This window comes from Streptomyces sp. NPDC058620, assembly GCF_042717135.1.
GTDB lineage: Bacteria > Actinomycetota > Actinomycetes > Streptomycetales > Streptomycetaceae > Streptomyces.
In genome coordinates this window covers 11,886-32,762 of record NZ_JBHXQO010000055.1, presented here as the reverse complement: position 1 = coordinate 32,762, position 20,877 = coordinate 11,886, and the positions used below count along the sequence as shown (strand labels likewise).

At 68.4% G+C, this 20,877-nt stretch carries 15 protein-coding genes and 2 pseudogenes; 8 read left to right on the top strand and 9 right to left on the bottom strand.

Going from position 1 to position 20,877, the window contains the following annotated elements; genetic code table 11:
• The first annotated feature begins 263 nt into the window (after positions 1–263).
• Positions 264–1,694 (top strand): hypothetical protein, encoded by a 1,431-nt coding sequence (locus ACFWSK_RS31375; RefSeq protein WP_383793565.1) that lies wholly within the window; start codon positions 264–266, stop codon positions 1,692–1,694.
• Positions 1,695–1,840: 146 nt separating this feature from the next.
• Here the strand turns inward: ACFWSK_RS31375 and ACFWSK_RS31370 are convergent, their stop codons facing one another.
• Together ACFWSK_RS31370 and ACFWSK_RS31365 are read right to left on the bottom strand one after the other, a co-directional pair.
• A complete protein-coding gene (locus ACFWSK_RS31370) occupies positions 1,841–2,632 on the bottom strand; it encodes a hypothetical protein (protein WP_383793562.1) in 792 nt (263 codons plus the stop codon).
• A gap of 300 nt (positions 2,633–2,932) precedes the next feature.
• The gene (locus tag ACFWSK_RS31365) at positions 2,933–3,730 is read right to left on the bottom strand and encodes a hypothetical protein (RefSeq protein WP_383793559.1); all 798 of its coding nucleotides are present in this window, start codon (positions 3,728–3,730) and stop codon (positions 2,933–2,935) included.
• Positions 3,731–3,852: 122 nt separating this feature from the next.
• On the opposite strand from ACFWSK_RS31365, the pseudogene ACFWSK_RS31360 reads away from it, so the two are divergent.
• A pseudogene (locus tag ACFWSK_RS31360) lies at positions 3,853–4,143 on the top strand (HNH endonuclease); the annotation flags it as partial.
• Positions 4,144–4,242: 99 nt separating this feature from the next.
• On the opposite strand, the gene ACFWSK_RS31355 reads toward ACFWSK_RS31360, so the two are convergent.
• Positions 4,243–5,553 (bottom strand): HEAT repeat domain-containing protein, encoded by a 1,311-nt coding sequence (locus ACFWSK_RS31355; RefSeq protein ID WP_383793556.1) that lies wholly within the window; start codon positions 5,551–5,553, stop codon positions 4,243–4,245.
• A 627-nt stretch (positions 5,554–6,180) separates the two neighbouring features.
• Here ACFWSK_RS31355 and ACFWSK_RS31350 point away from each other — a divergent pair.
• From ACFWSK_RS31350 to ACFWSK_RS31340, 3 genes and pseudogenes are all read left to right on the top strand, one after another.
• Positions 6,181–6,582 (top strand): hypothetical protein, encoded by a 402-nt coding sequence (locus ACFWSK_RS31350; RefSeq protein WP_383793554.1) that lies wholly within the window; start codon positions 6,181–6,183, stop codon positions 6,580–6,582.
• Between the two features lie 489 nt (positions 6,583–7,071).
• Positions 7,072–8,796, top strand: a pseudogene (locus ACFWSK_RS31345) (PHP domain-containing protein); the annotation flags it as partial.
• 147 nt (positions 8,797–8,943) lie between these two features.
• Complete coding sequence (locus ACFWSK_RS31340; protein ID WP_053676365.1) at positions 8,944–9,570, top strand: class I SAM-dependent methyltransferase; 627 nt, start codon at positions 8,944–8,946, stop codon at positions 9,568–9,570.
• 93 nt (positions 9,571–9,663) lie between these two features.
• On the opposite strand, the gene ACFWSK_RS31335 is transcribed toward ACFWSK_RS31340, so the two are convergent.
• From ACFWSK_RS31335 to ACFWSK_RS31325, 3 genes are read right to left on the bottom strand one after another with little or no spacing between them, the layout of a single operon-like run.
• Positions 9,664–10,170 carry a DUF6262 family protein gene (locus ACFWSK_RS31335; protein WP_233416276.1) on the bottom strand — a complete coding sequence of 169 codons (507 nt, stop codon included), beginning with the start codon at positions 10,168–10,170 and terminating at the stop codon, positions 9,664–9,666.
• A gap of 8 nt (positions 10,171–10,178) precedes the next feature.
• The gene (locus ACFWSK_RS31330; RefSeq protein WP_383793550.1) at positions 10,179–12,659 is read right to left on the bottom strand and encodes a tyrosine-type recombinase/integrase; all 2,481 of its coding nucleotides are present in this window, start codon (positions 12,657–12,659) and stop codon (positions 10,179–10,181) included.
• Positions 12,656–13,825, bottom strand: coding sequence for a tyrosine-type recombinase/integrase (locus ACFWSK_RS31325; protein ID WP_383793547.1), 1,170 nt, complete (start codon positions 13,823–13,825; stop codon positions 12,656–12,658). Before ACFWSK_RS31325 ends, ACFWSK_RS31330 begins: the two co-directional genes overlap by 4 nt.
• Positions 13,826–13,964: 139 nt before the next feature.
• Between ACFWSK_RS31325 and ACFWSK_RS31320 the strand changes: the two genes are divergently transcribed.
• Both ACFWSK_RS31320 and ACFWSK_RS31315 read left to right on the top strand, forming a co-directional pair.
• Positions 13,965–15,698 (top strand): hypothetical protein, encoded by a 1,734-nt coding sequence (locus ACFWSK_RS31320; RefSeq protein ID WP_383793544.1) that lies wholly within the window; start codon positions 13,965–13,967, stop codon positions 15,696–15,698.
• A complete protein-coding gene (locus tag ACFWSK_RS31315; protein WP_383793541.1) occupies positions 15,695–16,696 on the top strand; it encodes a hypothetical protein in 1,002 nt (333 codons plus the stop codon). The genes ACFWSK_RS31320 and ACFWSK_RS31315 overlap by 4 nt, the downstream gene beginning before the upstream one ends.
• Before the next feature lie 2 nt (positions 16,697–16,698).
• Here the strand turns inward: ACFWSK_RS31315 and ACFWSK_RS31310 are convergent, their stop codons facing one another.
• A complete protein-coding gene (locus ACFWSK_RS31310) occupies positions 16,699–16,968 on the bottom strand; it encodes a hypothetical protein (RefSeq protein WP_383793538.1) in 270 nt (89 codons plus the stop codon).
• A 556-nt stretch (positions 16,969–17,524) separates the two neighbouring features.
• On the opposite strand from ACFWSK_RS31310, the gene ACFWSK_RS31305 reads away from it, so the two are divergent.
• Positions 17,525–17,671, top strand: coding sequence for a tryptophan 2,3-dioxygenase family protein (locus tag ACFWSK_RS31305; RefSeq protein WP_383793536.1), 147 nt, complete (start codon positions 17,525–17,527; stop codon positions 17,669–17,671).
• Positions 17,672–18,177: 506 nt separating this feature from the next.
• On the opposite strand, the gene ACFWSK_RS31300 is transcribed toward ACFWSK_RS31305, so the two are convergent.
• Both ACFWSK_RS31300 and ACFWSK_RS31295 read right to left on the bottom strand, forming a co-directional pair.
• Positions 18,178–19,797, bottom strand: coding sequence for a cation acetate symporter (locus ACFWSK_RS31300; RefSeq protein WP_383793533.1), 1,620 nt, complete (start codon positions 19,795–19,797; stop codon positions 18,178–18,180).
• Positions 19,794–20,396 (bottom strand): DUF485 domain-containing protein, encoded by a 603-nt coding sequence (locus ACFWSK_RS31295; RefSeq protein WP_383793530.1) that lies wholly within the window; start codon positions 20,394–20,396, stop codon positions 19,794–19,796. The genes ACFWSK_RS31300 and ACFWSK_RS31295 overlap by 4 nt, the downstream gene beginning before the upstream one ends.
• Between the last annotated feature and the right edge of the window lie 481 nt (positions 20,397–20,877).

The window sequence follows — 20,877 nt, the reverse complement described above, 5'->3', positions numbered from 1 at the left end:
GACGCGTCCGGCCGCTGCGGCGGGCGGTACCGGGCGGGCGGGTCTGCCTGGGGTGCGAGGGTGTTCTCGCCGCCCGCGGCAACGTCGGACCGTGCCTTGTGTGCGGCGAGACCCGGCCCCGGCCATGCCATCAGCGGTGCGCAAGGTGCCAGCGTGCCGAAGTCTCCGCCTCCAAGTCGTGCTCGGCGTGCGGCAGAGCTGCCCCCATGGACCCCTGCTCGAACTGCCGGCCACGCCCGCCCGCGCCGTGCGCGCTATGCGCCATGAACGCCCCCGTCTGCGCCCGCTGGCCGCTCGGCCCGGTCTGCAAACCCTGCTACCGCCATGCCCGCAGTCACCCCGGCACCTGCCCGGCCTGCGGCAACCTGCGGGTGCTGATCGCCCGCGCTGACGGCCGCCGCGTGTGCGGCCCCTGCACGGGCCACGGCGACCCGTACGCGTGCCCACGCTGCACCGGCCCGCGCTCCTACATGGTCCGCGGGCTGTGCGACCGCTGCACCCTCCACGACGAACTCGGCACCGTGTTCGGCCCGGCACCATCCGCGCCGGACGGCCAGTACACGCGGATGCGAAAGGCGCTCACGGAGTGCGAGCAGCCGAGGACGGCGCTGAACTGGATCCGCAACTCGCACTCCGCCCGCCTCTTGGCCGGCCTCGTTGTCACCGGCCGGCCGCTGACCCATGAAGATCTGGATGCCCTGGCCCGCGTCGGCGGCCGTGGCGGCATGCAGACCATCGACTACCTGCGCGGCGTCCTCGTCACCTACCAGGCCCTGCCCGAACGGGACGAAGTCGCCGCCCGCATCGAACGCCACCTCGGCCAGGTCGTGGAGCGACACCCTGAGCACGCTCTGCTCCTGCGTTCATATGTCCGCTGGTCGCTCCTGCCTCGCGCTCGCCGCGCCGCGCGGCGCAGGGCCGGATTCAAGCACCGAATCCGCTGGGCCTACACGCGGATCAACCTTGCCGCTGGGTTCCTTACCGCGATGAAGGAGCACGGCCTCGCGCTCGCCGAGGTCACCCAGCACGAGGTCGACGCCTGGCTCGCCGGCAACCCCGGCACGCGCTACGAGGTCCGCGACTTCATCGTCTGGGCCGCCCGCCGCGGCCACAGCCGCCCCCTGCTCATCCCCCACCGGCCCAAAGCCGCCCCCGACGGCCTCGACGAGGACTCCCACTGGGAACTCCTCCAGCAGTGCCTCGCCGACACCACCATGGCGCTCGAAGTCCGCGTCGCCGGAGCACTCCTGCTCCTGTTCGGCCAGCACGTCACCCGCATCGCCGCCCTTCCCACCGACGCGCTGAACACGGTCGACGGCCACGCGGTGCTTGTCCTCGACCACACCCCCATCCAGCTGCCCGAACCCCTCGCCCGCCTCCTGGCCGATCTCGCCGACCAGGCACCGCCCTCCGGGTGGGCCGCGAACTCACCCCGCCGATGGCTCTTCCCCAGCATCCGGCCCGGCCAGCACCTCTCCTCCAGCGCCCTGTGCCGCCGCCTCGCCGCCCACCACATCCCCATTCGCCCGGCCCGCACCACCGCGCTGATCCAACTCGCAGAGGACCTGCCGCCGGCCGTCCTCGCACCGATGCTCGGCCTCCACGTCATTACCGCCCAGCAGTGGCGCCGCCGCGCGTCCACCGACTGGACCGCCTACCTCGAAGCCCGCCGGTCCAGCAGCCGGGCGACCTGAGCTGTCCGGTCGTTTCTGCGTCAACTCCGGGCAGGGCACGCTATCGACCGGGTAACCAACAACCCGTCACCGCCCGGTTATCGGTAGAGGTGGTCCCATGATCACCACTGCACGGTGGCGTCGAACCGCCATATGGGTGGGACGGATCAGACGTGGCAGCGCACGTTGACGAGCAGAGTCTCGGCGGGCAGCGCGATGAGATACGCCTGAACTCTCTCGTGTTCCATGCCGAAGTCCGGCTCGTGGACGCATTTGAGGGGACCGTGGCATGCGCCGTGCAGGGGAGCATCACCAAGTTCGTACCACCACCCACTGAGCGTCAGCACGTTGCGCAGGGGCAGCAGGCTGAACTCGTAGGTCCTGGCGTATTCCTCGCGGCTGCGTTGTCCGATTCCGACCGGGTCCCAACGAAAGGAAAAGTGGTCGGCGATGTCGGGCCGGGCCAGTACCGGCGCTACATCCGCCCAGGCGCGGACGGCTGGCTGCGCCCGGTAGTCGGCAGCCTCCTGCGATGTCTCGTACGAGTCCCTGGTCCCTGCAGCGGCCAAGTGACGGTGGAAGAACACCGACTCGTCGTCTGGATCCGGGTGGCGGGAAACTTCCTCCTGCCAACGATCCCACACCCGACCCGCGTGGTCAGCGGCTTCCGCCCGGAGGGCGTCGCGGAAGTCGATCAGCACCCGCGGTCCTCCCGCGCACTCCCCGGGCAACGTGGGCTCCAGCGAACCGTCCCAGCGCGGGCGATCAGCGATCAACCGCGGATCGCCCTCGTGACCCGCCAGCACCGGCAGGCCCAAGGAACCGCAGATCCGATAGCTGTCCCATACGTCCCGCTCCACGCCGCCCACACCGTCACTTGCAAACGGTGCCATCGCTTCCGCGACCGCCTCGTCCACCCCCTTCGCAGCCGAACCGGGCAGGCATACGGTGATCGACATTCCAGCCATCCCGGGATCGTATGCACCAGGTTCACCACACGCCACCTCATTGTCCGGTAACGGGCTCAGCGCAACGGGGCGCGCTCAAGGGCGTTCCCAAGCTGGGATGAGGAGCGGCTCGTACTACCTGTTCGAGAGGCTGATGTGGATCTCCGAAACTGGCTCTGACCGGAGTTTCCGTGAAATCCCAGTTCAGCGGTATGCCTGCAGGATCGTTTCCCTGCGGGATGACCTGCACGTGGTCCTCCGCTCGATCGAGGAGTCAGGATCCTCACCCGGGTATGAGTCCAGGGCCCTCGGTCAGACCGTCTCGGGGCGTTCCTCCGGATCACCGGCGAGGTTGTCGAAGTATTCGTCGATCAGGCCGATCAGGCCAGCCACGGCGTGCTGCTCAGTCTCGGGTGACCAGGGCTCCTCGGGGCGGCCGTCGGGAAAGATCAGTTTCTCGGCCAAGGCCCAGTACACCAGGTTCCAGCCGTATCCCAGTTTGGCTGCGAGCCACTCCTGGAACCCGTGCAGCAGGGCTCTGTCGGAGGCGATGTCGTAGCCGTTGAGGAACGCGACCGCCGCCGTGAAAGTGACACGGCCGAAGAACATCCCTGGGCGCGTCTTGAAGCTGGCCCAGAGGTCCTGGTGCGACAGCGTCGGCTTGCCCCGGCCGCGCCCCCAGGCGGCGGGCACGTGCGACAGGTCGGTGCCAGCCCCCCAGGTGGAGTACGAGACCGCCTCCGGCCCGACGCCGAGAGCCGCGAGGAGGCCGCCCGCGCGGGCGGCCGGATCGACAGGCCCACCCTTGCGGGTCCACACGTGGGTTCCCGGAGTGTCCCCCTCGTGGTGGGTGACGACGAAGTCCGTCCCGTCCAGCACGAAGAACGCCGCCCGCACACTGCCGTGCCCGTCCCACGAGGTCTCAAGGGTCAGCTTCAGCCGCCGCGCCACCGCCTCCAGGTCCACTGAGAGCAGGGCCAGCGAGCTCAACGGCCAGGTTGCGCTCTGGAACATAGACGCCTGCCGCGCCGGATTGCGCCCACTCGCCTGGAGCTCTGTCGCGGGCTCCCAGTCACCCTCTGCATCTGGTATTTCGATCATCTCGGTCACGACGCATAGTCAACCAGTACACGATCTCGATCCGGCTGGCCGCCGAGGGAACCGCAGGCATAACCAAACGAAAGAGCCCCATCAAGACGAATACCGCACAACTGGAATGACGCTCCGCGCCAGCTGGGGCCTCGGCCTGGACGGCCGCCCGCCGTGAGGCGTATGCGAATGATCAGGGTGCTGCCGCGTCGTTGGTGGCGGTGACGGCCCGTACGAACCGGCAGAAGTCTGATCAGGATCCGGCCCAGTGGATGCCGCCGGCCGCGGACGCGCAGTGCCGGTACGTGGGGGAGTGGGTAGCGACCAAGCTCCGCTGGCAGCTCGCTGTCGACACCCCGGAACTGCAGGCGCTGACGGTGTTCGCCGAAGGGCCCTGCGAAGACACGATCGTTCAGTACACGCCAGTCGCGTAACAGCGCCGGCCCGGATGGGAGGCATGATGCGGCGGCAGGTGCCTCCCGTCCGGGCCATGGGGTTCTTCGAGGTTTCGTGACCGTTGTTCCACCACTCTTTTAGATGCAGTACGTGCCTGTTGGCACGCCGTGGGCAACTCCGTACGGGGTCAGGGCGATGACGCCGACACCGCGTGAGGTGGTCTCCGAGCCGATGCGTAGAGGGCTGGTCCCGAGATGCTGGGCGATCTGGGGTGCGAGTTCGAACGCTGCCCATTGCCATTCGTCGGCGTCGTCCTCGGATTCCAGCGCGGCGTCCCATACGGGCTGGAGGCCGAGCTCCTCTCTGCGTGTCTGTTCGAACGGAAGGGGATCGCCCAGGGTGAGCAGATGGTCCTCGCCTTCGCCGGTCTCGCTGTAGCGTCGGATCACCTTGCCGTGCTCGGTGACGAGCCAGGCGGAGCCATCGCCTTGAGCGCCGTAGTAGTACGCCTCGGCGCGTCCGTAGCGTGAGCTGAGCAGAGTGCACAGGTTCAGGACGTCCTGGCTCCGTTCCGCGTGGCAGGGGTTGCACCACGCGCCGAGCACGAAGGTCCAGCCGTCGAGTTCCGGGGTGACGAAGACCCTGGTGAAGCGCCCGTGACTCCCCGGCTCGGCGTCGTGTCCGTCGGAGTCCACGATGTCGTTGCCGAGCGCGAAGGTCACCGGTCTGGGGTCTGTGAGGCCCAGGATGCTGATGATCCCGGCCTGATCCCCGCTCGGCACCGCGATCCAGTGATTCCAGCAGGCCCCCGACGCCGTCGGCCGGTCATCGGGGAGCTTCACGCGGATGAGGCGCTCGACTGCCGCCACGTCTTGCGCGGGCAGCACGGCCTCACCGCCGAGCGCCGCGAGGACAGCCAGCGCCCGGGCACGCTGTCGGCCGGGCCCCGCCCGCCGGATCTGCTGGAGGAGAGGAACAAGGTCGGCTTCGATCTCCTTGCCACGGATCTCCAAGGTGTCCTGCGCCTCTTGGGCGATCTCAGGGTCAACGTCGCCGAGCAACGGCAACATAGCAGGGACCGCCGACACACCGGCCCCATCACAGCGCCGTATCCCGACCACCGCCTGTCCGCGGACGAACGCCGAGGTATGCGACGTCGCCGTGACGTACTGGTCCAGAAAACCCGCGCCCAACCATGTGAACGCGAGGCCGACCCTGTCCCTGGCCTCCCCCCTGGACGCGTCGAGAAGCCCCTGGACCAGGCAGTCGAACGCCGCGCCCCCAATGCGCTGGAGCACGGGCAGCGCATCCAGCCATTGCACCGGCGACGAAACATCCGCCAGCTCACGCACGATGGCCTCCGCCGCCACCTCCCCGCCCCTGGCCAGTACCTCCGCCGCCGCGGCGCACCGGTCCGGGCAGCCCAAGTCCCTCGCCAAGCCATTCATCGAATTACCTCCCAGTGATCTTCCGCCCGATGACGGCATGATCGCGCATGCCTACGACAACGCGCCGAGACGCCGGAGCCACCGACCGGTTTCACCTCGCTGCTGAACGCCGCCGACCACAACTGCGTCCGGTCACGCTGCGCCTTGCGGTGACCCGGCTCGAAAGAGGTGCTGTGGCGTCCCGCTGCGGGGGCACGGTGTGCCGGACGAAGACTGCGCAGGGCAACCAGAACACTCCGACCGGCCAACCACGGCGCCAAGAGGCCAGGTACAGCGCTAAGTCACAACTGTGACTGAGCATCGTAGTTGGCCAGGCTGGGCATCCCAGTTGGCCACACCCTCTGACCTGCGCAGACGCATGCTTCCGGACGTTCGAGGCACGCGCGGCCGGGCGCTTCGTCGCGCGGCCGTAGAGGGGTATCGCCGAGGTGAGACCAAAAGGGGCCATGGGGTGATCTTGGTCGGCTGGCAGTTCCGTCTGGCCGGGCCCGCTGGCGCGTACCGGAAGGCCAGCTAGGCCGTGGCTGGCCTCCGGCAGGGATCGAGTCGGCTGCCCATGACAGCGAACCTCGACCGTGTTCGACTAGAGCCAGCGGTGTAATGCCGCCCCTCGGAAGGAGGGCCGTCATGAACGCCGAACCGTTCCCCTTGAAGTACGGCGCCATGCATGACCCTGACGAATGCGCATGCTGCGTTCTGAAGCGACCTCGGCTGCGAAGGACGCGAGCCAAGCACTTCGACTGGATGATCGAACTGCTGAAGGAGAAGCAGTGGAGTCCCCCGTACGTCACGGTGATCAACGTGGAGGAACGGCTGTACTGGGTCCTCTGCTCAGCATGCAAGCGTCAGCAAGACAAAGCTCAAGACAAAGCTGGAGGACGGCTCGTAAGGCTTGACGTAGGGGGATGGGAAGCAGAAGAGGAGTACTACCCCTCGCAACCAACCACCAGCATTCCGCCCACGCAGGCTTCTACCCATTGGTCGGACAACCCAGGAAGGGGCGCCGGCAGCGGCGGTTTCATGGGGTGAACATCAGAGCAAAGACCTCTCCGAACCTACCCACCGCCGTACGGATGCAGCACCTGTCGACGCGAGCGGCCAGACGGGGCGCGGCGGCTGCGCGCTGAAAAATGACCGCGTTCGTGAGCAGCGCGTTGAACCTCGTCGCCTTCTCCTGAACACCAGGCGTTGAGGACCAGGCCGAGCGCGCCAGAACAAGTCGCCATGATCGCGCAGGGGCGACCAACTGCCAGCCGACCAAGATCACCCCATGGCCCCTTTTGGGCTCACCTCGGCGATACCCCTAGAGAGCAAGGGCACCCACACTGACCTGCACGAATGCCATTGCTCAGACTGGCCAACTATCGCGCTCACTGGCCAACTACGACGCTCAGTCACACCCGCAACGCAGCGGCCGTCGGCGGTCGGGGAACTCGCGTGTTCGATTTAAGTTCGAGTAGGGTTGAAATCCAGACAGGGTGTTTGGACGTATTTGGGAGCATGTGGCCGGAGGTCGTGATGAGTGGTGGGGTGCATCTGCATGTCGCCAGCGGCTACTCGGCCCGCTACGGCGCTTCACACCCCCACGACCTGGTCGCGCGGGCCGTAGAGCGTGGAATCACTACGCTCGCGCTGACCGACCGGGACACGGTCACCGGCATCGTCCGGTTCGCGAAGGCGGCCTCCGCGGCAGGCGTGAGGCCGGTCTTCGGCGTCGACATCGCAGTCGCCCCCGTGGCACCCCAGGCCAGGTCAGAGAGCCTGCGGACGCCCGCTCGGGGCGGCGCCCACGTGGAGCAGGCACCGCTGCGTGTGACGCTGCTGGCCCGGGACGTCGCCGGGTGGGCCCGGCTGTGCCGGATCGTGTCCGCGGCTCACGCGAGTGCGGCCGGTGGCCCGCCGGTCGTAGCCTGGCCGGTCCTCGCGCAGTACGCCGACCAGGGCCTGATCGTCATGCTCGGCCCGGCCTCCGAGCCCGTCCGGGCGCTGTCGGCCGGTCGCCCGGACATCGCCGAGCAGCTCCTCGCGCCGTGGCGTGATCTGATCGGTCCGAACCTGCGCATGGAGGTCCTGCACTGGGGCCTGGACGGCACCGGCCCCGGCTCACTCCGCCTGGCCGCCCACACCCTCACGCTCGCCGACCGCCTCTCGATCCCCACGGTCCTCACCAACGCGGTCCGGTACTCCGACCCGGGTCAGCACAAGATCGCGGACGTTCTGGACTCGGCCCGGCTTCTGCGGCCGATCGACCGGTCCCGTCTGGACTGCGGGCGGCGCTGGCTCACCGGACCGGCAGAGATGACGCTGGCGGCGGAGCGGATCTGTGAGGCCGCCGGCGCTGGCCAGGGCCGCGCGGCAGCCCTGCTGGCGGAGACCGTCCGGACAGCTGAGCGGTGCGTTGTCGACCCGGTCGCCGACCTCGGCCTCGGGGTCCCGCACTTCCCGGAGCCGACCGTGGTCGGTGCTGGACCAGGTGCGGGTGGGGCGATGCGGCTGCTGGTCCAGCGGTGCGAGGCGGGGATGGTCGCCCGCGGCCTGGACCGTGACCGGCGTGCGGTCGAGCAGCTCGACTACGAGCTCGGCATCATCGGCCGCCTCAAGTACGAGCCGTACTTCCTCGCGGTCGCCCAGGTCGTCGCCGACATCCGCGACATGGGCATCCGGGTCGCCGCCCGCGGATCCGGCGCCGGCTCCATGGTCAACCACAGCCTCTTCGTCGCCACCGCGAACCCCCTGGAGCACCACCTCCTCTTCGAACGCTTCCTCTCCGAGCGGCGGTCGTCGCTGCCGGACATCGACATCGATGTGGAGTCCGCCCGACGGCTGGAGGTCTACGACCGGATCTTCGAGCGTTTCGGCTCCGAGCGGGTCGCGGTGACCGGCATGCCCGAAACGTGGCGGGCCCGCCACGCACTGCGCGACACCGGTCTCGCGCTCGGCCTGCCGCCGCAGACCGTCGACCGGATCGCGAAATCGTTCCCGCACATCAGGGCCTGCGATATCCAAGACGCACTCAAGGAACTCCCCGAGCTGCGCCAGCTCGCCGCCGAGGCCGGTGCGTACGGACGACTGTGGGAGCTGGCCGAGGGATTGGACAAGCTGCCGCGGGGGATCGCGATGCACCCGTGCGGGGTGATCCTCTCGAACTCGACGCTGCTGGACCGGCTCCCGGTACAGCCCACCCCGGGCGGCCAGTACCCGATGGTCCAGGCCGATAAGGAAGACGTCGATTCTCTGGGGGTCGATGCTGTTGCCGTGGGTTCTGTCTCACGTTGATGCTGCTCAGCGACCTAGTAGGTGAGTTTATGCATCACAACACCTGTGGTGCTAGGGCCGGTTCGTGACCGTGTGACAGGCAGCCAGTTGTGTGCCGGTGTTAGCTTCTCTCCCGTGGGATACCAGGACGAGACCAGGGCGGCCTATGACGGGGTCGTCGAGCTGTATGCATCGTTGTTTGCCAATCGGTTGGAGACGCAGCCGTTCTCGCGGAGCATGATCGGCACTTTCGCCGAACTGGTGCGTGAGAACGGGAACTTGCGGGCAGCTGACGTCGGGTGCGGGCCGGGACATCTGACGGCCATGCTGCACGACCTTGGACTGGACGCTTTCGGGCTCGACCTCTCCCCGGTCATGGTCGACCACGCCCGCCGGGCCCATCCGGCGCTGCGGTTCGATGAGGCGAAGATGGAGGCGCTGCCGGTCGAGGACGGCTCGCTCGGTGGCTTGCTGGCCCACTACTCGATGATTCATACCCCGCCCGGGGAACTGCCCGCGCTGATCGCCGAGCAGGTGCGTGTCCTGGCGCCAGGGGGCCTGCTCCTGGTCTCGTTCTTCGCGACTGACGGGTCGGAGCCGGTTCGCTTCGACCACAAGGTGACGCCCGCCTATAGCTGGCCGGTGGACCGGTTTGCCGAGTTGCTGGCGGGTGCCGGGCTCGTCCCGTTCGCTCGGCTGGTCCACGACCCGGCCTCCGAGCGAGGCTTCCTCGATGCCCACCTGCTGGCCCGCCGCCCCTAGAGACTGTCCCGTGAGCGGTTCTCGGCGGCCTTTGGCCGCCGAGAACCGGCGTGGGTGACCTGAGCGATCAGAACGGACCGTGGCCAGTCGTGATCAAGGCCGGTGGTTCAGGGCCCGGGTCAACTCCCGATTGGCCGCTCGAGCAGCTTCCAGCTCCTCGGTCCGCTCGTCGAGTTCGCCTTGCTTGGCGGCGACTTCCTGCTCGAGGAGAGCGATGCGACGCTGGAGGTGGTCGATGTCGACGGGTGCGCCAAGACCGGATTCGGCCCAGATGGCATCGCCGAGCTGGGAAGACAGGCGGCTCTCCAGCTGGCGGACCCGTGCCGCGAAACGCTTGTTGCGTTCGAGTGCGTTTGTGAGGTCGGTTTGCAGCGAAGTCCGACTGACCGCTGCTGTTCGGCCCTCCTCAACAGGGGTGTTGGCGGCGGCATGGACGCGTTCGAGCAGGTCGGGGTGGCGATAGAGGAAGGTGCGGTCAACCCGGGCGGCTCTGGCGAGGCCGGAGACGGTGATGTCCCCACCGTTCTTGGCGGCGGCGTCGATGGCTTTCAGGACGCGTTCGCGGCGGCGGGCCGAGTCGGCGCGCTTGCCCTCGATCATGGGGTTGGTCATCCTGCGGGCCTTTCGGGGCGGAGGTCCTGGGGCGGCCTGATGCGGGGCAGGCCGAGTGAGACGACGCGGCGGGTGCGGCGGACCGTGGCGACGGCTTCCTTGATCTGGATGCGGTCCTCCTCGGTGAGGTCCTCGAGGTCTTCGCGGACGCGTTTGACCAGGCGGCGGACCCGGGTGATCTCCTCGTCGGAGGGCATGGCCTCGGCCTTGGCCCATGAATCGGCGGCGAAGGCGGCGAGGCGTTCGCGGCCGCGGAGGAGATCGGCGAGGTATGCCTCCAGGTCGGGGAGGTAGGAGACGTCGGTGCGGAAGTGATCGCAGCCGACGCAGCGGAAGCGGACGGGGCAGTCGTGCCCGCCGGCCTGGACGTTGGTGGGCTCGGTGCAGAGTCCGTAGGGGACCTGGACCTCGCCGACGGCCCGGCGGGCGTGCTCGGAGTCGAGCAGGGCTTGTGCCTTGCGCCAGACACGGTTGCCGTTCCGGTCGAACTGCATCGCGGTGACCCGCTCGACGGCCTCGCGCTTGCGGGTCTCGGTGACCCGGTAGTACTGCTGAGTGGTCGTCAGCTGGCGGTGATCCATAAGGGACTGCAGGGCATCGGGCGCGACGCCGGCGTCCGCGTGCCGCTGGGCGTAAGTGTGCCGGTAGGCGTAGGGGAAGATTTTCGCCTCGTCGAACGGCAGCATCTTGGTGACCTGGCGGCCCTTGATCGTGACGACCGTGGGGACCAGGAACTCGGGCAGTCCCTCGACCCAGGCGCGATGGCGGGCGGCCAGCCATTCAGCCGTGATCGGCTTGGTGCCCGTGGCGTTGGTCAACACAGTGGGCAGCAACTTGAGCTCGGCGGTGGGGGTGTTCGGGAACCGTGCCCGTACTCGTTCCTGCTGGGCGATGATCACGGCGCCGGTCTCGCCACTGATGGGCAGGCGACGGGCCTTTCGGGCCGCCTTGTGGTTGTCATAGACCAGCGTCAGCTTGCCGTCGTCATCACGCTCGAGGCAGTCGTAGGGAAGCTTGCAGATCTCCGCGGGGCGGCGGCCGGTGTCGATGATCAGCTCGACCCCGGTGCGGATCTCGGAGGATCCCGTGGTTTCGAGGCCGTCGAGGTGCTGGCAGAGCTGAGTCATCACCTCGGCCGGCAGGTCCTTGCCGGCCTCGTTGTCCTCGGGATCGTCCGGGACGTCCTCGGCCTGCAGGCCGAAGGTTTCGCTGATCCCGTGCAGGGGCTGATCGCGCTGGGTCAGACCCAAGGTCCGCATCCGGCTCAGCAGCCGCCGGACGTAACGGACCACGCGGACGTGCGCGTATCCGCTGAGCTCACCCTGCTCGTTCAGGAACCGCAGCCGGTGCAGAAAGATCGTCACGTCGACGCGCTCAAGGGCACGAACGTCCTCGCCGCGATCGGGCCGGTTCAGCCGCAGGCTGTCCGAGAGCTGGACGATCGCGTTGATGTGCGACTGGACGGCGGTCCGGCTCTTGCCCCGACGCTTGGGAATGTCGTCCAGGGCCCACGACTTCGTGGCCTCCCGCAGCCAGAGCTGACTGATCTTGTCGAAGTAGATGTTGCCGACCATGCCGAACGCGTAGCCGGACCAGATGTCCTTGTGCCGCTCGGTCTCCGGAGTCAGACCGACACGGCCGAGGTGCTTGAGGAAGCCCGTGGCGATGTTCTTCGTCTGGTGGTTGAAAGCGCTCAGGTCGAGCTCGCCGAGGGTGGCGACCTGCTGGGAACGGACTCGGTCGCAGAACGGCCGCAGGAGGTAGTCCTTCTGCCTCACGCCCTCAGCCACGCGTTCCTGCAGCCCGTAGAGGATTTCGTGCACCACTCGATCGGGTAGTCCGCGCAGGCTGATCACGCCGTTCTGCGAGATCGCGTTCGTGGTGCGGCGCCAGTGGTCCTCGTCGCCGAGCGTTCCCTTGCGGATCGCGGCCCGACGGCGCTGTGCGTGCGCGGGGCAGTAGCCGGCCGGGCTCTGACGTTGCCGGTAACACGCGGCGACGTTGCAAGGGCCGAACGCCTCCAGCGGGACGACGTCGGGATGCTGTACGAACTCTTCGACCGGGATCTTGTAGATCCGCTTCTGCTGATAGAGGTGAGCCGCGCAGAGCGGGGTGGCCAGGCCGTTGCTGGGCCGGGCGCACTGCGGAACCTGGCAGGGGACCTCGCCGATGGCCCGCCAGTACCGCTTCGCGGTCCCGGCGAACTCCTCGATGCTCTGTCCGCTCTTCTCCCAGCGCCGCATGCAGCCGACGCAAAGGCCCTGCTGGAAGGCGTAGTAGACCATCTTGTCGCAGCCGGCGACCAGGCACTCCGGGGCGCTGAACTGCGGGTGGTCGCGCGGGATGAACAGCAGCCTGATCTGCGGGTCCCAGCCCATGAGCTGCAGGAACTCCGGCGTGATGGCCTCGCGCAGGGGATCGTTGAGTTCGTCCGCCGGGGAGTCGGCGGACGAGACGACGGCGTTGATCATGGTCATCGGCCCTCGCCCCCGAACTGCAGGCGGGGAGAGGGGACTCGCTCGATGGCGTCCCGGAGCCGGGTGCGGCTCGGGTGGAGATAGGGCCTGGGCGAGTGCGGGTTCTTCTGGCCGAGCAGGGCCTGGACCTCGTCCAGGGAGCCGCCGGCGTCCGCGACGTTGCTGGCCATGGCGTGGCGACACATCCGCGGCGTGATCATCCGGCCCAGGCCGGCCCGGCGGGACAAGGACTCGCAGAGCTCGCCGATCGCGTCCGTCGTGACCGGCTTGCCGTAGGGCGGCCGGAAGAGGTTGATCAGGAGGAAGTCGCTGTCGCTGGAGGGCAGTTGCTCATGGCGTTCCAGCGCGTACTGATCGAAAGCCTGAACCACGAGGAAATCCACCGGCATCGCCCAGGTCTTCTTCGACTTCGACCAGGCGCCGTTCTCGTTCTGTCGGCGGGCGATGTGAACGTGGGCGCCCTCGATGTCACATCCCAGCGGTCTGGAGTCGATCAGCAGATGACAGTCGCTGCGGTACAGACCCGCGACCTGTCCCGGCCGCAGGCCGACGCGGGAGAGAAGCAGCAGCGTCAGCCGGTCGCGGGCGGAACGGCAGGCCAGGAACATCGCCACGACCTCCTCGTCGCTGGCGCGGTCGATGTCCGTCTCCGGCTCCTGGACCCGGTGCCGGGCGCGCAGCCGCAACCGCATGCCGTCGCTCTCGCCCTGGGCAGCCTCGGGCAGATCACGGGTGTCACCGACCTCGTAGATCTGCTCCAGCACCGAGGCCGGCACCAGCTTGTTCGTGACGCCGTAGAGCAGGAACATCCGCACCGCGGTCAGGACCTTGTTCACCCGGATCTCGCCCCGAACGGGCTTCGCCCCCGGCCCCGGCACGACGACCGGAGCGTTGCCGCCGCGGCCCGGTGTCCACTTCAGCCAGAGCATGAACAGCCCCATGTCTTGGGCTGCAGTCCTCCAGTCCCTCCCCGTGGCCGTGCACCAGCGGAAGAACAGCACGACTCCCTCGGCGTACGCCTTAGTTGTCGTCTCCGCTCGACCCCTTGCGAGCCGGATCTCCCGCAGGAACCGATCGGCTTCCTTGACCACCTCGAAGTCGTCGTCAACCACCGTCCAGTACCGGGTACCCGACGGCAGCACGACACGAAAAGCCCGTACTTTCACTCTGCCTCCACGGCTCGATCGCAACGATCCGCCGCAGAGCCACACCCCCTGAGACCTGTTGCAGTAGGACCCTATGAGAGGGCTTCTGCAACGTCACACCACCCCCACTGAACCCCCAGAGAACGTCGAGGACCTCGGCTTGCTGAAGCTGGACGTGCTGGGGGTGCGGATGCAGTCGGCGATGGCGCATGCCGTTGCCGAGATCCGGCGTACGACCGGGCAGCACCTCGACCTGGACAACCCCGACCAGGTTCCCCTCGACGATCAGTTCGCGTTCGCTCTCATCCAGGATTCCGACACGGTCGGCATGTTCCAGCTGGAGTCACCTGGACAGCAGGATCTCCTGGGCCGGCTCCAGCCCCGTGGCCCGCAGGACGTCATCGCCGACATCAGTCTGTTTAGGCCGGGCCCGGTCCAGGGCGGAATGCCCGCGTTGTACATCGCCGCACGCCACGGCGCCGCCCCCACCTACCCCCACCCCGACCTCGAACCCGTCCTCGCCGACACCTACGGCGTCACGATCTGGCACGAACAGATCATCGACATCCTGGCCGTGATGACCGGCTGCGACCGCGCCCTGGCCGAAGTCGCCCGCCGTTGCCTCGCCGACGACCAACGCCTGCCCAAACTCGAAGCCTGGTTCCGCCACGAGGCCGGTGCCCGCGGCTACGAACCGAAGGTGCTGGATGAGGTGTGGGACATCGTCTCCTCGTTCGGCGCCTACGGCTTCTGCAGGGCGCATGCCGTCGCCTTCGCCGTCCCCGCTCTGCAGTCGGCATGGCTCAAGGCCCACCACCCGGCAGCCCTGTATGCCGGGCTGCTGGAGCACGACCCCGGCATGTGGCCGCTGCGCGTCATCGTCGCCGACGCCCGCCGCCACAACGTCCCGATCCTGCCCGTCGACGTCAACCACTCCCGCCCCACCTATACCGTGGAGAAAACCGGCACCGGCTTCGGCGTCCGGCTCTCCCTCTCCTCGGTGAAGGGCATCAGCGAGGACCAGGTCACCCGGATCGCCGCCGGCCAGCCCTACAACTCCCTCCAGGACTTCTGGCAGCGCGCCCACCCCGCACTCCCGACCGCTGAACGCCTCATTCAGATCGGCGCCCTCGACCACCTCAAAGCCGAGCAGACACGCCGCGACCTGCTCCTCCAGGCCGCCGAACTCCACCGCCACACGCGCAGCCGCCCGGGCGCCGGGCAGCTCCCCATCGACGACGCCCTGATGACGGCCGGCCCGTCCGGACTGCGGGAGATGAACAGCCGCGAACGCCTCGACGCAGAACTCAGTGTCCTGAAGATCGACGTCTCCCAGCACCTGATGGAGCACCACCACCGCCTGCTCCGCGAGATCGGAGCCACCGACGCCGCCCACCTCAAGACGATGCACCCCGGACAACAGGTCCTCGTCGCCGGCGTCCGCGCCTCCACCCAGACTCCACCCATCGCCTCGGGTAAGCGCATCATCTTCGTCACGCTCGAAGACGGCTCCGGCCTCCTCGACATCGCCTTCTTCGAAGACAGCCACGCCGCCTGCGCCCACACCGTCTTCCACAACGGACTGCTCCTCATACGCGGAACAGTCGAAGCACGCGGACCCCGCAGAACCGTCGTCGGCACCATGGCCTGGGACCTCAAAACACTCGCCGCCGCACGCCGCGACCACGGCCCCCAGGCCGTCCTGGACCTCCTCGGCCGCCACGGACCCGCCCCCACCCCCGCCCAACCCACACCCGCTCATGCACCGGCCCGGACCCTCTCGAACGGAACCGCCGGCGCGAAACTCCACCCCTACGCCGACCTCCAGCCCGCAGGCACCCGCTCCGCCGACCTCACCCGCCTCGGCCACACCAGCCAAGGGAGCCCGGGATGACCACCAGCCCACGCACCATCCTGCGCATCTACTTCCACGCGGCAGCCCAGGATGACGCGCTCTATGAGCAGCTACTGACGGTCCTGGAAGGCGTGACCCCCCGGGTGCAGGCCCACCCGGCGGACTTCTCCGCCACCGTGGACCTGACCGGTGCCCTGCGCTACTGGAACCGGGATGCCGAAGGCCTCACGGCTCTCATCCGGCTGCGCATCCTCGCGCTCTACGGCGTCCAGTCCAGTGCGGGCGTCGGCCCCACCGTCGGCATCGCGACGATGGCCGCGGCTTGCACACCGCCCGGCACTGTCACGGTCGTCGGCCACGACCCCTACGAGATCGCTGCGTTCCTACGGCCTCAGCTCGCGGCGGCGCTGCCCGGCATCGGCCCCGCCACGGCACGCACCCTGTCGAACTTCGGACTCCGCACGATCGGCGACATCGCCGACACCCCGCTCGCCACCCTGCAGCGGATCCTTGGCACCGCGGCCGGCCGACAGGCACATGACCGGGCCCGCGGTATCGACGACCGGACCGTCGTCTCCCAGGCATCACCCAAGTCGATCAGCGCGAGTCACCGCTTCGACCACGACGAACTCGACCCCGACCAGCACCACCGCACCGTCCTCGCGCTCACCGAACAGATCGGCGCTCAACTCAGGAACACTCACGAGGTCACCCGGGCACTCACTCTGACCGTGACCTACGCCGACCGCAGCCAGAGCACCCGAACCCGCAAACTCACCGAACCCACCGCCCACACCCCAGACCTCGCCACGACCGGACGCGAACTCCTCACACTCCTCGCCCTGCAACGAGCCCGCGTACGCACCATCTCCCTCCGCGCCGAACACCTCACACCAGCCGAGAACGCCACCCACCAGCTCACCTTCGACACCCGCGACGACAAGGCACGCGACCTCGAAGCCGCCCTCGACCGCGCCCGCACCCGATACGGGCCCGGCATCGCCGGAGCCGCAGCGGCCTACCACCGCGCCGACTGAACTCAAGCGGTCCTTGCGGCTGCTGTCGGGCGGGGGAAGCCCAGCGTCCAGCGGGTGCGGTCGTATCCCTCGGCATCCTGCCACCCCGCCCACAGCACGCAGATGAGGGAGTTCCAGGCGCCGAGCCGTTCGCCCAGCCAGTTGTCGGGTACCGGCTCGTGCGGGTAGTCGGTCTCCCACTGAAACTTCGGTCCGAGGGTGTCCGTCCGGACGGACAGCGCTTCGTCGATCGTGCGTGCGGCGGCCCCTGTCCGCCGTCGACCAGCTCGCACAGACTCTCGCCCAGGAACATGCAGACGGCGGCGTAGTCCTGGGGGGTGACTTGGTCGATGGTGAACGACCGGTCTTCCGGGATGGCCGGGTGGTTTCTCCTCCGGTCGGACGCGGCGGCGACGGGGCGGCATGCCCCGTTCCGTCCCTTCGGACATCCCCGTATTCCGTCACTCCGCCCGCGACCGCGCCCACCTGATGCGAGCAGTTGGGACATCGCATTGACGAGCTCACCGCCGCTCTCCGAGACCTTGTGCAACAGCCGCCACCAACACCTCCTCCGGGCACCGGTGTCAGTGGCGGCTGATAGACCACCATCCATGACGGACGTACCGGTAGCCGCGACCGACCACACCGTGGCGCCTTTCTGCCTGTCGACCGAGTTGGCCAGGGCCGCGGTGTCGGAGAAGATCCAACTTGGCAGGTCGTGGCTTCGGAGCCAGGAGCAGGCCATGGCCGAAAGGTTCATGGAAGAGGGGCGCGATCAGTTGCCTGTGGACGGCGACTACACCGTCTGGCGCCAGGCCCAGCAACGGCGGCTCGGGGAAGCTCGGGACCATGTGGCGCGCCACCCACGTCCTCGCCGTCGAGCGCATGCTTGGCAACAAGCCCGGCACTGGAGGCACGGCCGGCGTTACCTGGCTGCAGCAGCTCGCCCATCACCGCTTCTTTCCGGAGCTCTGGAGCGCCCGGTCCCTCCTTTGACACACCGAGCACTTCCAGCGGGAGTCGCATCCTGCAAGCCTTTTGTCGAGGTCGGTTACTGGACCGCAGCACCGGCTCGCGGGCGAGGCGTGGCCCGACGAGCCCTGAATACTCTCACCGCCTGGTCCTTCGATGCTTTCCAAGCTGATGGTCTGGAGTGCCTCGAACTCCTCCATCAGGTCGACACACGTGCGGCGGATCTCGTTGGTTGCCTCCGACGTGGGCGGGAAGCCGCCCTCGACCCGGCGGTGCCGCAGTGCCCCGGACTCCGCGAGCCCCGGGCCTGAGCGCCTCTTCCTCCAGGAGCCGCCGCAGACGCGCCGGGCGCCGACCGGCAGCGCGCTCCGCTCCGGTTCCCCGCGCACCATGTCCAGGTGCGGCACCAGGGCAGGCGAGCCCTGCAAGATCCAAACGAGAGGCCGCCCTAGTCTAGGCGCCTCGGGACAGCCGAAAGGGCGCCCGGCCTGGAACTTCAGGCCGGGCGCCCTTTCGTCGGGGCGTGCGCGTCAGGACGCGGAGGCGCTGTTCGCCGCGGGTGTGCCGGCCAGGATTGTCTCCTCGACCGCTTTGTACCGCATGCGCTGGTCGGCCGGGTCACGTTCGTAGAGCACCGTGCCGAGCCAGCCCGCGAGGAAGCCCAGCGGGGCCGAGAGGATGCCCGAGGTGGTGAACGGGAACCAGTTGAAGTCCTGGTCCGGGAAGATCGCCTGGGGCGATCCGGACACTAGGTTGCTGCCGGTCATGAGGATGACCGCGGAGGCGCTGCCCACGATGAGGGTGCAGAGCAGTCCCGTACGGGAGTAGCGGCGCCAGAAGAGGCTGTAGATGAGGGCCGGTGCAACTGCGGACGCGCCGATGCAGAACGACAGGGTGAGCAGTGCCTGAAGGTTCAGATGCCGTGCACCGGCGGCGATCGCGATCGCCACGAGCCCGACGCCCGCCGCGGCGGTCCGGGCGATGGCCATCTCTGCGGAGGCCTTCAGTTGCGCCTTGCGGCGCAGCCCGTGTGTGATGAGGTCGTGCGCCAGGGTGTTGGCGCAGGCGAGGGTGATCCCGGCGACCGAGGCCAGCAGGGTGAGGAAGATGGCTGTCGCCACGGCCGTGAACAGCAGTGTCTCGACGGTCGTCTGGTCCGTGCCCATGACGGCCTGGCTGACCATGAGGAACGCTGTCTTGCCCTGTGGGTCGCCGGCGACGATCCCCTGGTGGCCGACGATCGCCGCCGCGCCGAAGCCGATGACGGCGATCAGCAGACAGGTCACGACGACGGTCGACACGGCCCAGGACATCGAGCGCCGCACGGCTGCCGCGCTGCGTGCGGTGAACATGCGCATGGTGATCTGTGGCAGCACCGCGGCGCCGAGCACGACCGTCAACTGGGTGCTGATCATGTCGAGTTCGTTGCCGCCGAACTGCAGACCGGAGGCGAGATAGGCGTCTCCCGCCCCGCTGCCGCGCTTGGCGGCGTCCAGCAGGGAGGGCAGGCTGAAGTCGAAGCGGTTGAGGATGAGCGCGGCGATCGCGAGGGACGCGCCGAGCAGGACGACGGTCTTGACGATCTGGATGAAGGCGGTGCCCTTCATGCCGCCGATCGCCGCGTACGCGATCATCAGCAGGCCCAGGAACACGATCGCCCCGGTCTTGAAGCCGTCGGCGTCGAAGCCGAGGACGACGGAGAGGAGATCGCCGGCGCCCGCGAGCTGGAAGATCACCAGCGGCAGCAGTGCGGTCAGGGTGACCGCGGCCGTGGTGATCCGTACGGCGGGGCCGGGGAGACGCCGGGTGAAGACGTCGCCGATCGTGAACCGGCCGGCGTTACGCAGCGGTTCGGCGAGCAGGAACATCATCAGGACCAGCGAGAGCACGGTGCTCAGGACGAGCGTGACGCCGTCGTAGCCGACGAGCGCGATGATGCCGATGGTGCCGAGTACGGTGCCGGCGGAGATGTAGTCGCCGGCGATCGCGAGGCCGCTCTGCACGGGGGAGAGCGAGCGGTAGCCGGTGTAGAAATCGCCCAGGTCGTCACGATCGGGGCCGGTTATCACGCACAGCAGCAGCGTGACAGTGATGACCGCGATGAACGCCATCAGCGACATGGTCTGGGCCTCGGAGCTGAAGCTGGTCATGCGCGCGCACCTCCGGTGGGCTGCTGCCACACGGGGCGTCCGGAGCGGCTCTGGCGTTCTGGCCGGGGCGCGGCTGCCGCGGCCGCCTGCTCGGCGCGTTCGCGGATCGCCGCGGCGAGCGGGTCGACGTGGTTGCGCGCGATCCGCTCGTAAAGCGCGATCGCAGCCAGCGCCACGGGCAGCTGGAGGAGCCCCAGGACCAGACCGGTGGTGAGACCACCGGTGATGTTGCTGGTCATCATCGAGGGGGCGTAGCCGGACAGGAAAAGGAAGATGACGAAGTAGCCGAGCGTGGTGAAGGTGGCGACGCGGCGGAGCCTGCGGTAAGCCGATCCGAGCCGGTGCAGATCATCACGATCGTCGGTGGCGGCGGGCGGTTGCGGCTGCGGGGAATCGTCCCAGGGCTGCTGCGCGGAGTCCCAGCCCTGTGGCGAGGAGTCCCAGGCTCGCGGGGACGAGTCCCAGGCTGCCTGTGGATCGGCGTCCCAGGACGGCGATCCATCCTCCCAGGATTGCGACGCCGCCTCTTGGCGGTGCCGCCCGGCATTTCGGTGCTGGGGTACGGGCGGTGGGCCGGGGAAAGGCTGGTGGTACGACATCGATCTTGCTCCTTGCCGCCCCGGGGAACGGGCGGGTGGCGCTGGTGGTCCGCGTACGTTACTCATGGGTATAGCCCCTGCGTAAGGGGGTTTCCGACCGCTCGGTATGTCGGTTTGGTGACGATCCTGTGCGCGTGGCGACGGAACCCGCGGTAGCCCCCGTCGTGGATCTTCCCGCAGGTCTTGGGCCGCCCCTGGGCCGGGCAGGCCGCTCGGCACGACCGGTCCGGCGAATGCGCAGGGCGGGCCGACGATGTGGTCGGGTGGATGACCTCGGCTGCGGATCGGCCTGGCCTGCTGCCGATGGCAGGAACGCCGCTGCATCAACCTCTTGAAACAGTGGCGAGGCCTCGCCACCCGCTATGAGAAGACCGCGACCATCTACATCGCCGGACTCCACATCGCGGGCATCTTCCTCTGGTCTGCGCGGTGATCCAAACGAAACGGCCTAGGCGTACGTTCTCCGCTCCGTGGACTTCGC

Bases quoted from the DNA above. Each gene is read 5' to 3' on its own strand.
- ACFWSK_RS31375 (WP_383793565.1), top strand. From the start codon at position 264: ATGAACGCCCCCGTCTGCGCCCGCTGGCCGCTCGGCCCGGTCTGCAAA.
- ACFWSK_RS31370 (WP_383793562.1), bottom strand. From the start codon at position 2,632: ATGTCGATCACCGTATGCCTGCCCGGTTCGGCTGCGAAGGGGGTGGAC.
- ACFWSK_RS31355 (WP_383793556.1), bottom strand. From the start codon at position 5,553: ATGAATGGCTTGGCGAGGGACTTGGGCTGCCCGGACCGGTGCGCCGCG.
- ACFWSK_RS31350 (WP_383793554.1), top strand. From the start codon at position 6,181: ATGAACGCCGAACCGTTCCCCTTGAAGTACGGCGCCATGCATGACCCT.
- ACFWSK_RS31335 (WP_233416276.1), bottom strand. From the start codon at position 10,170: ATGATCGAGGGCAAGCGCGCCGACTCGGCCCGCCGCCGCGAACGCGTC.
- ACFWSK_RS31330 (WP_383793550.1), bottom strand. From the start codon at position 12,659: ATGACCATGATCAACGCCGTCGTCTCGTCCGCCGACTCCCCGGCGGAC.
- ACFWSK_RS31315 (WP_383793541.1), top strand. From the start codon at position 15,695: ATGACCACCAGCCCACGCACCATCCTGCGCATCTACTTCCACGCGGCA.
- ACFWSK_RS31305 (WP_383793536.1), top strand. From the start codon at position 17,525: ATGTGGCGCGCCACCCACGTCCTCGCCGTCGAGCGCATGCTTGGCAAC.
- ACFWSK_RS31300 (WP_383793533.1), bottom strand. From the start codon at position 19,797: ATGACCAGCTTCAGCTCCGAGGCCCAGACCATGTCGCTGATGGCGTTC.
- ACFWSK_RS31295 (WP_383793530.1), bottom strand. From the start codon at position 20,396: ATGTCGTACCACCAGCCTTTCCCCGGCCCACCGCCCGTACCCCAGCAC.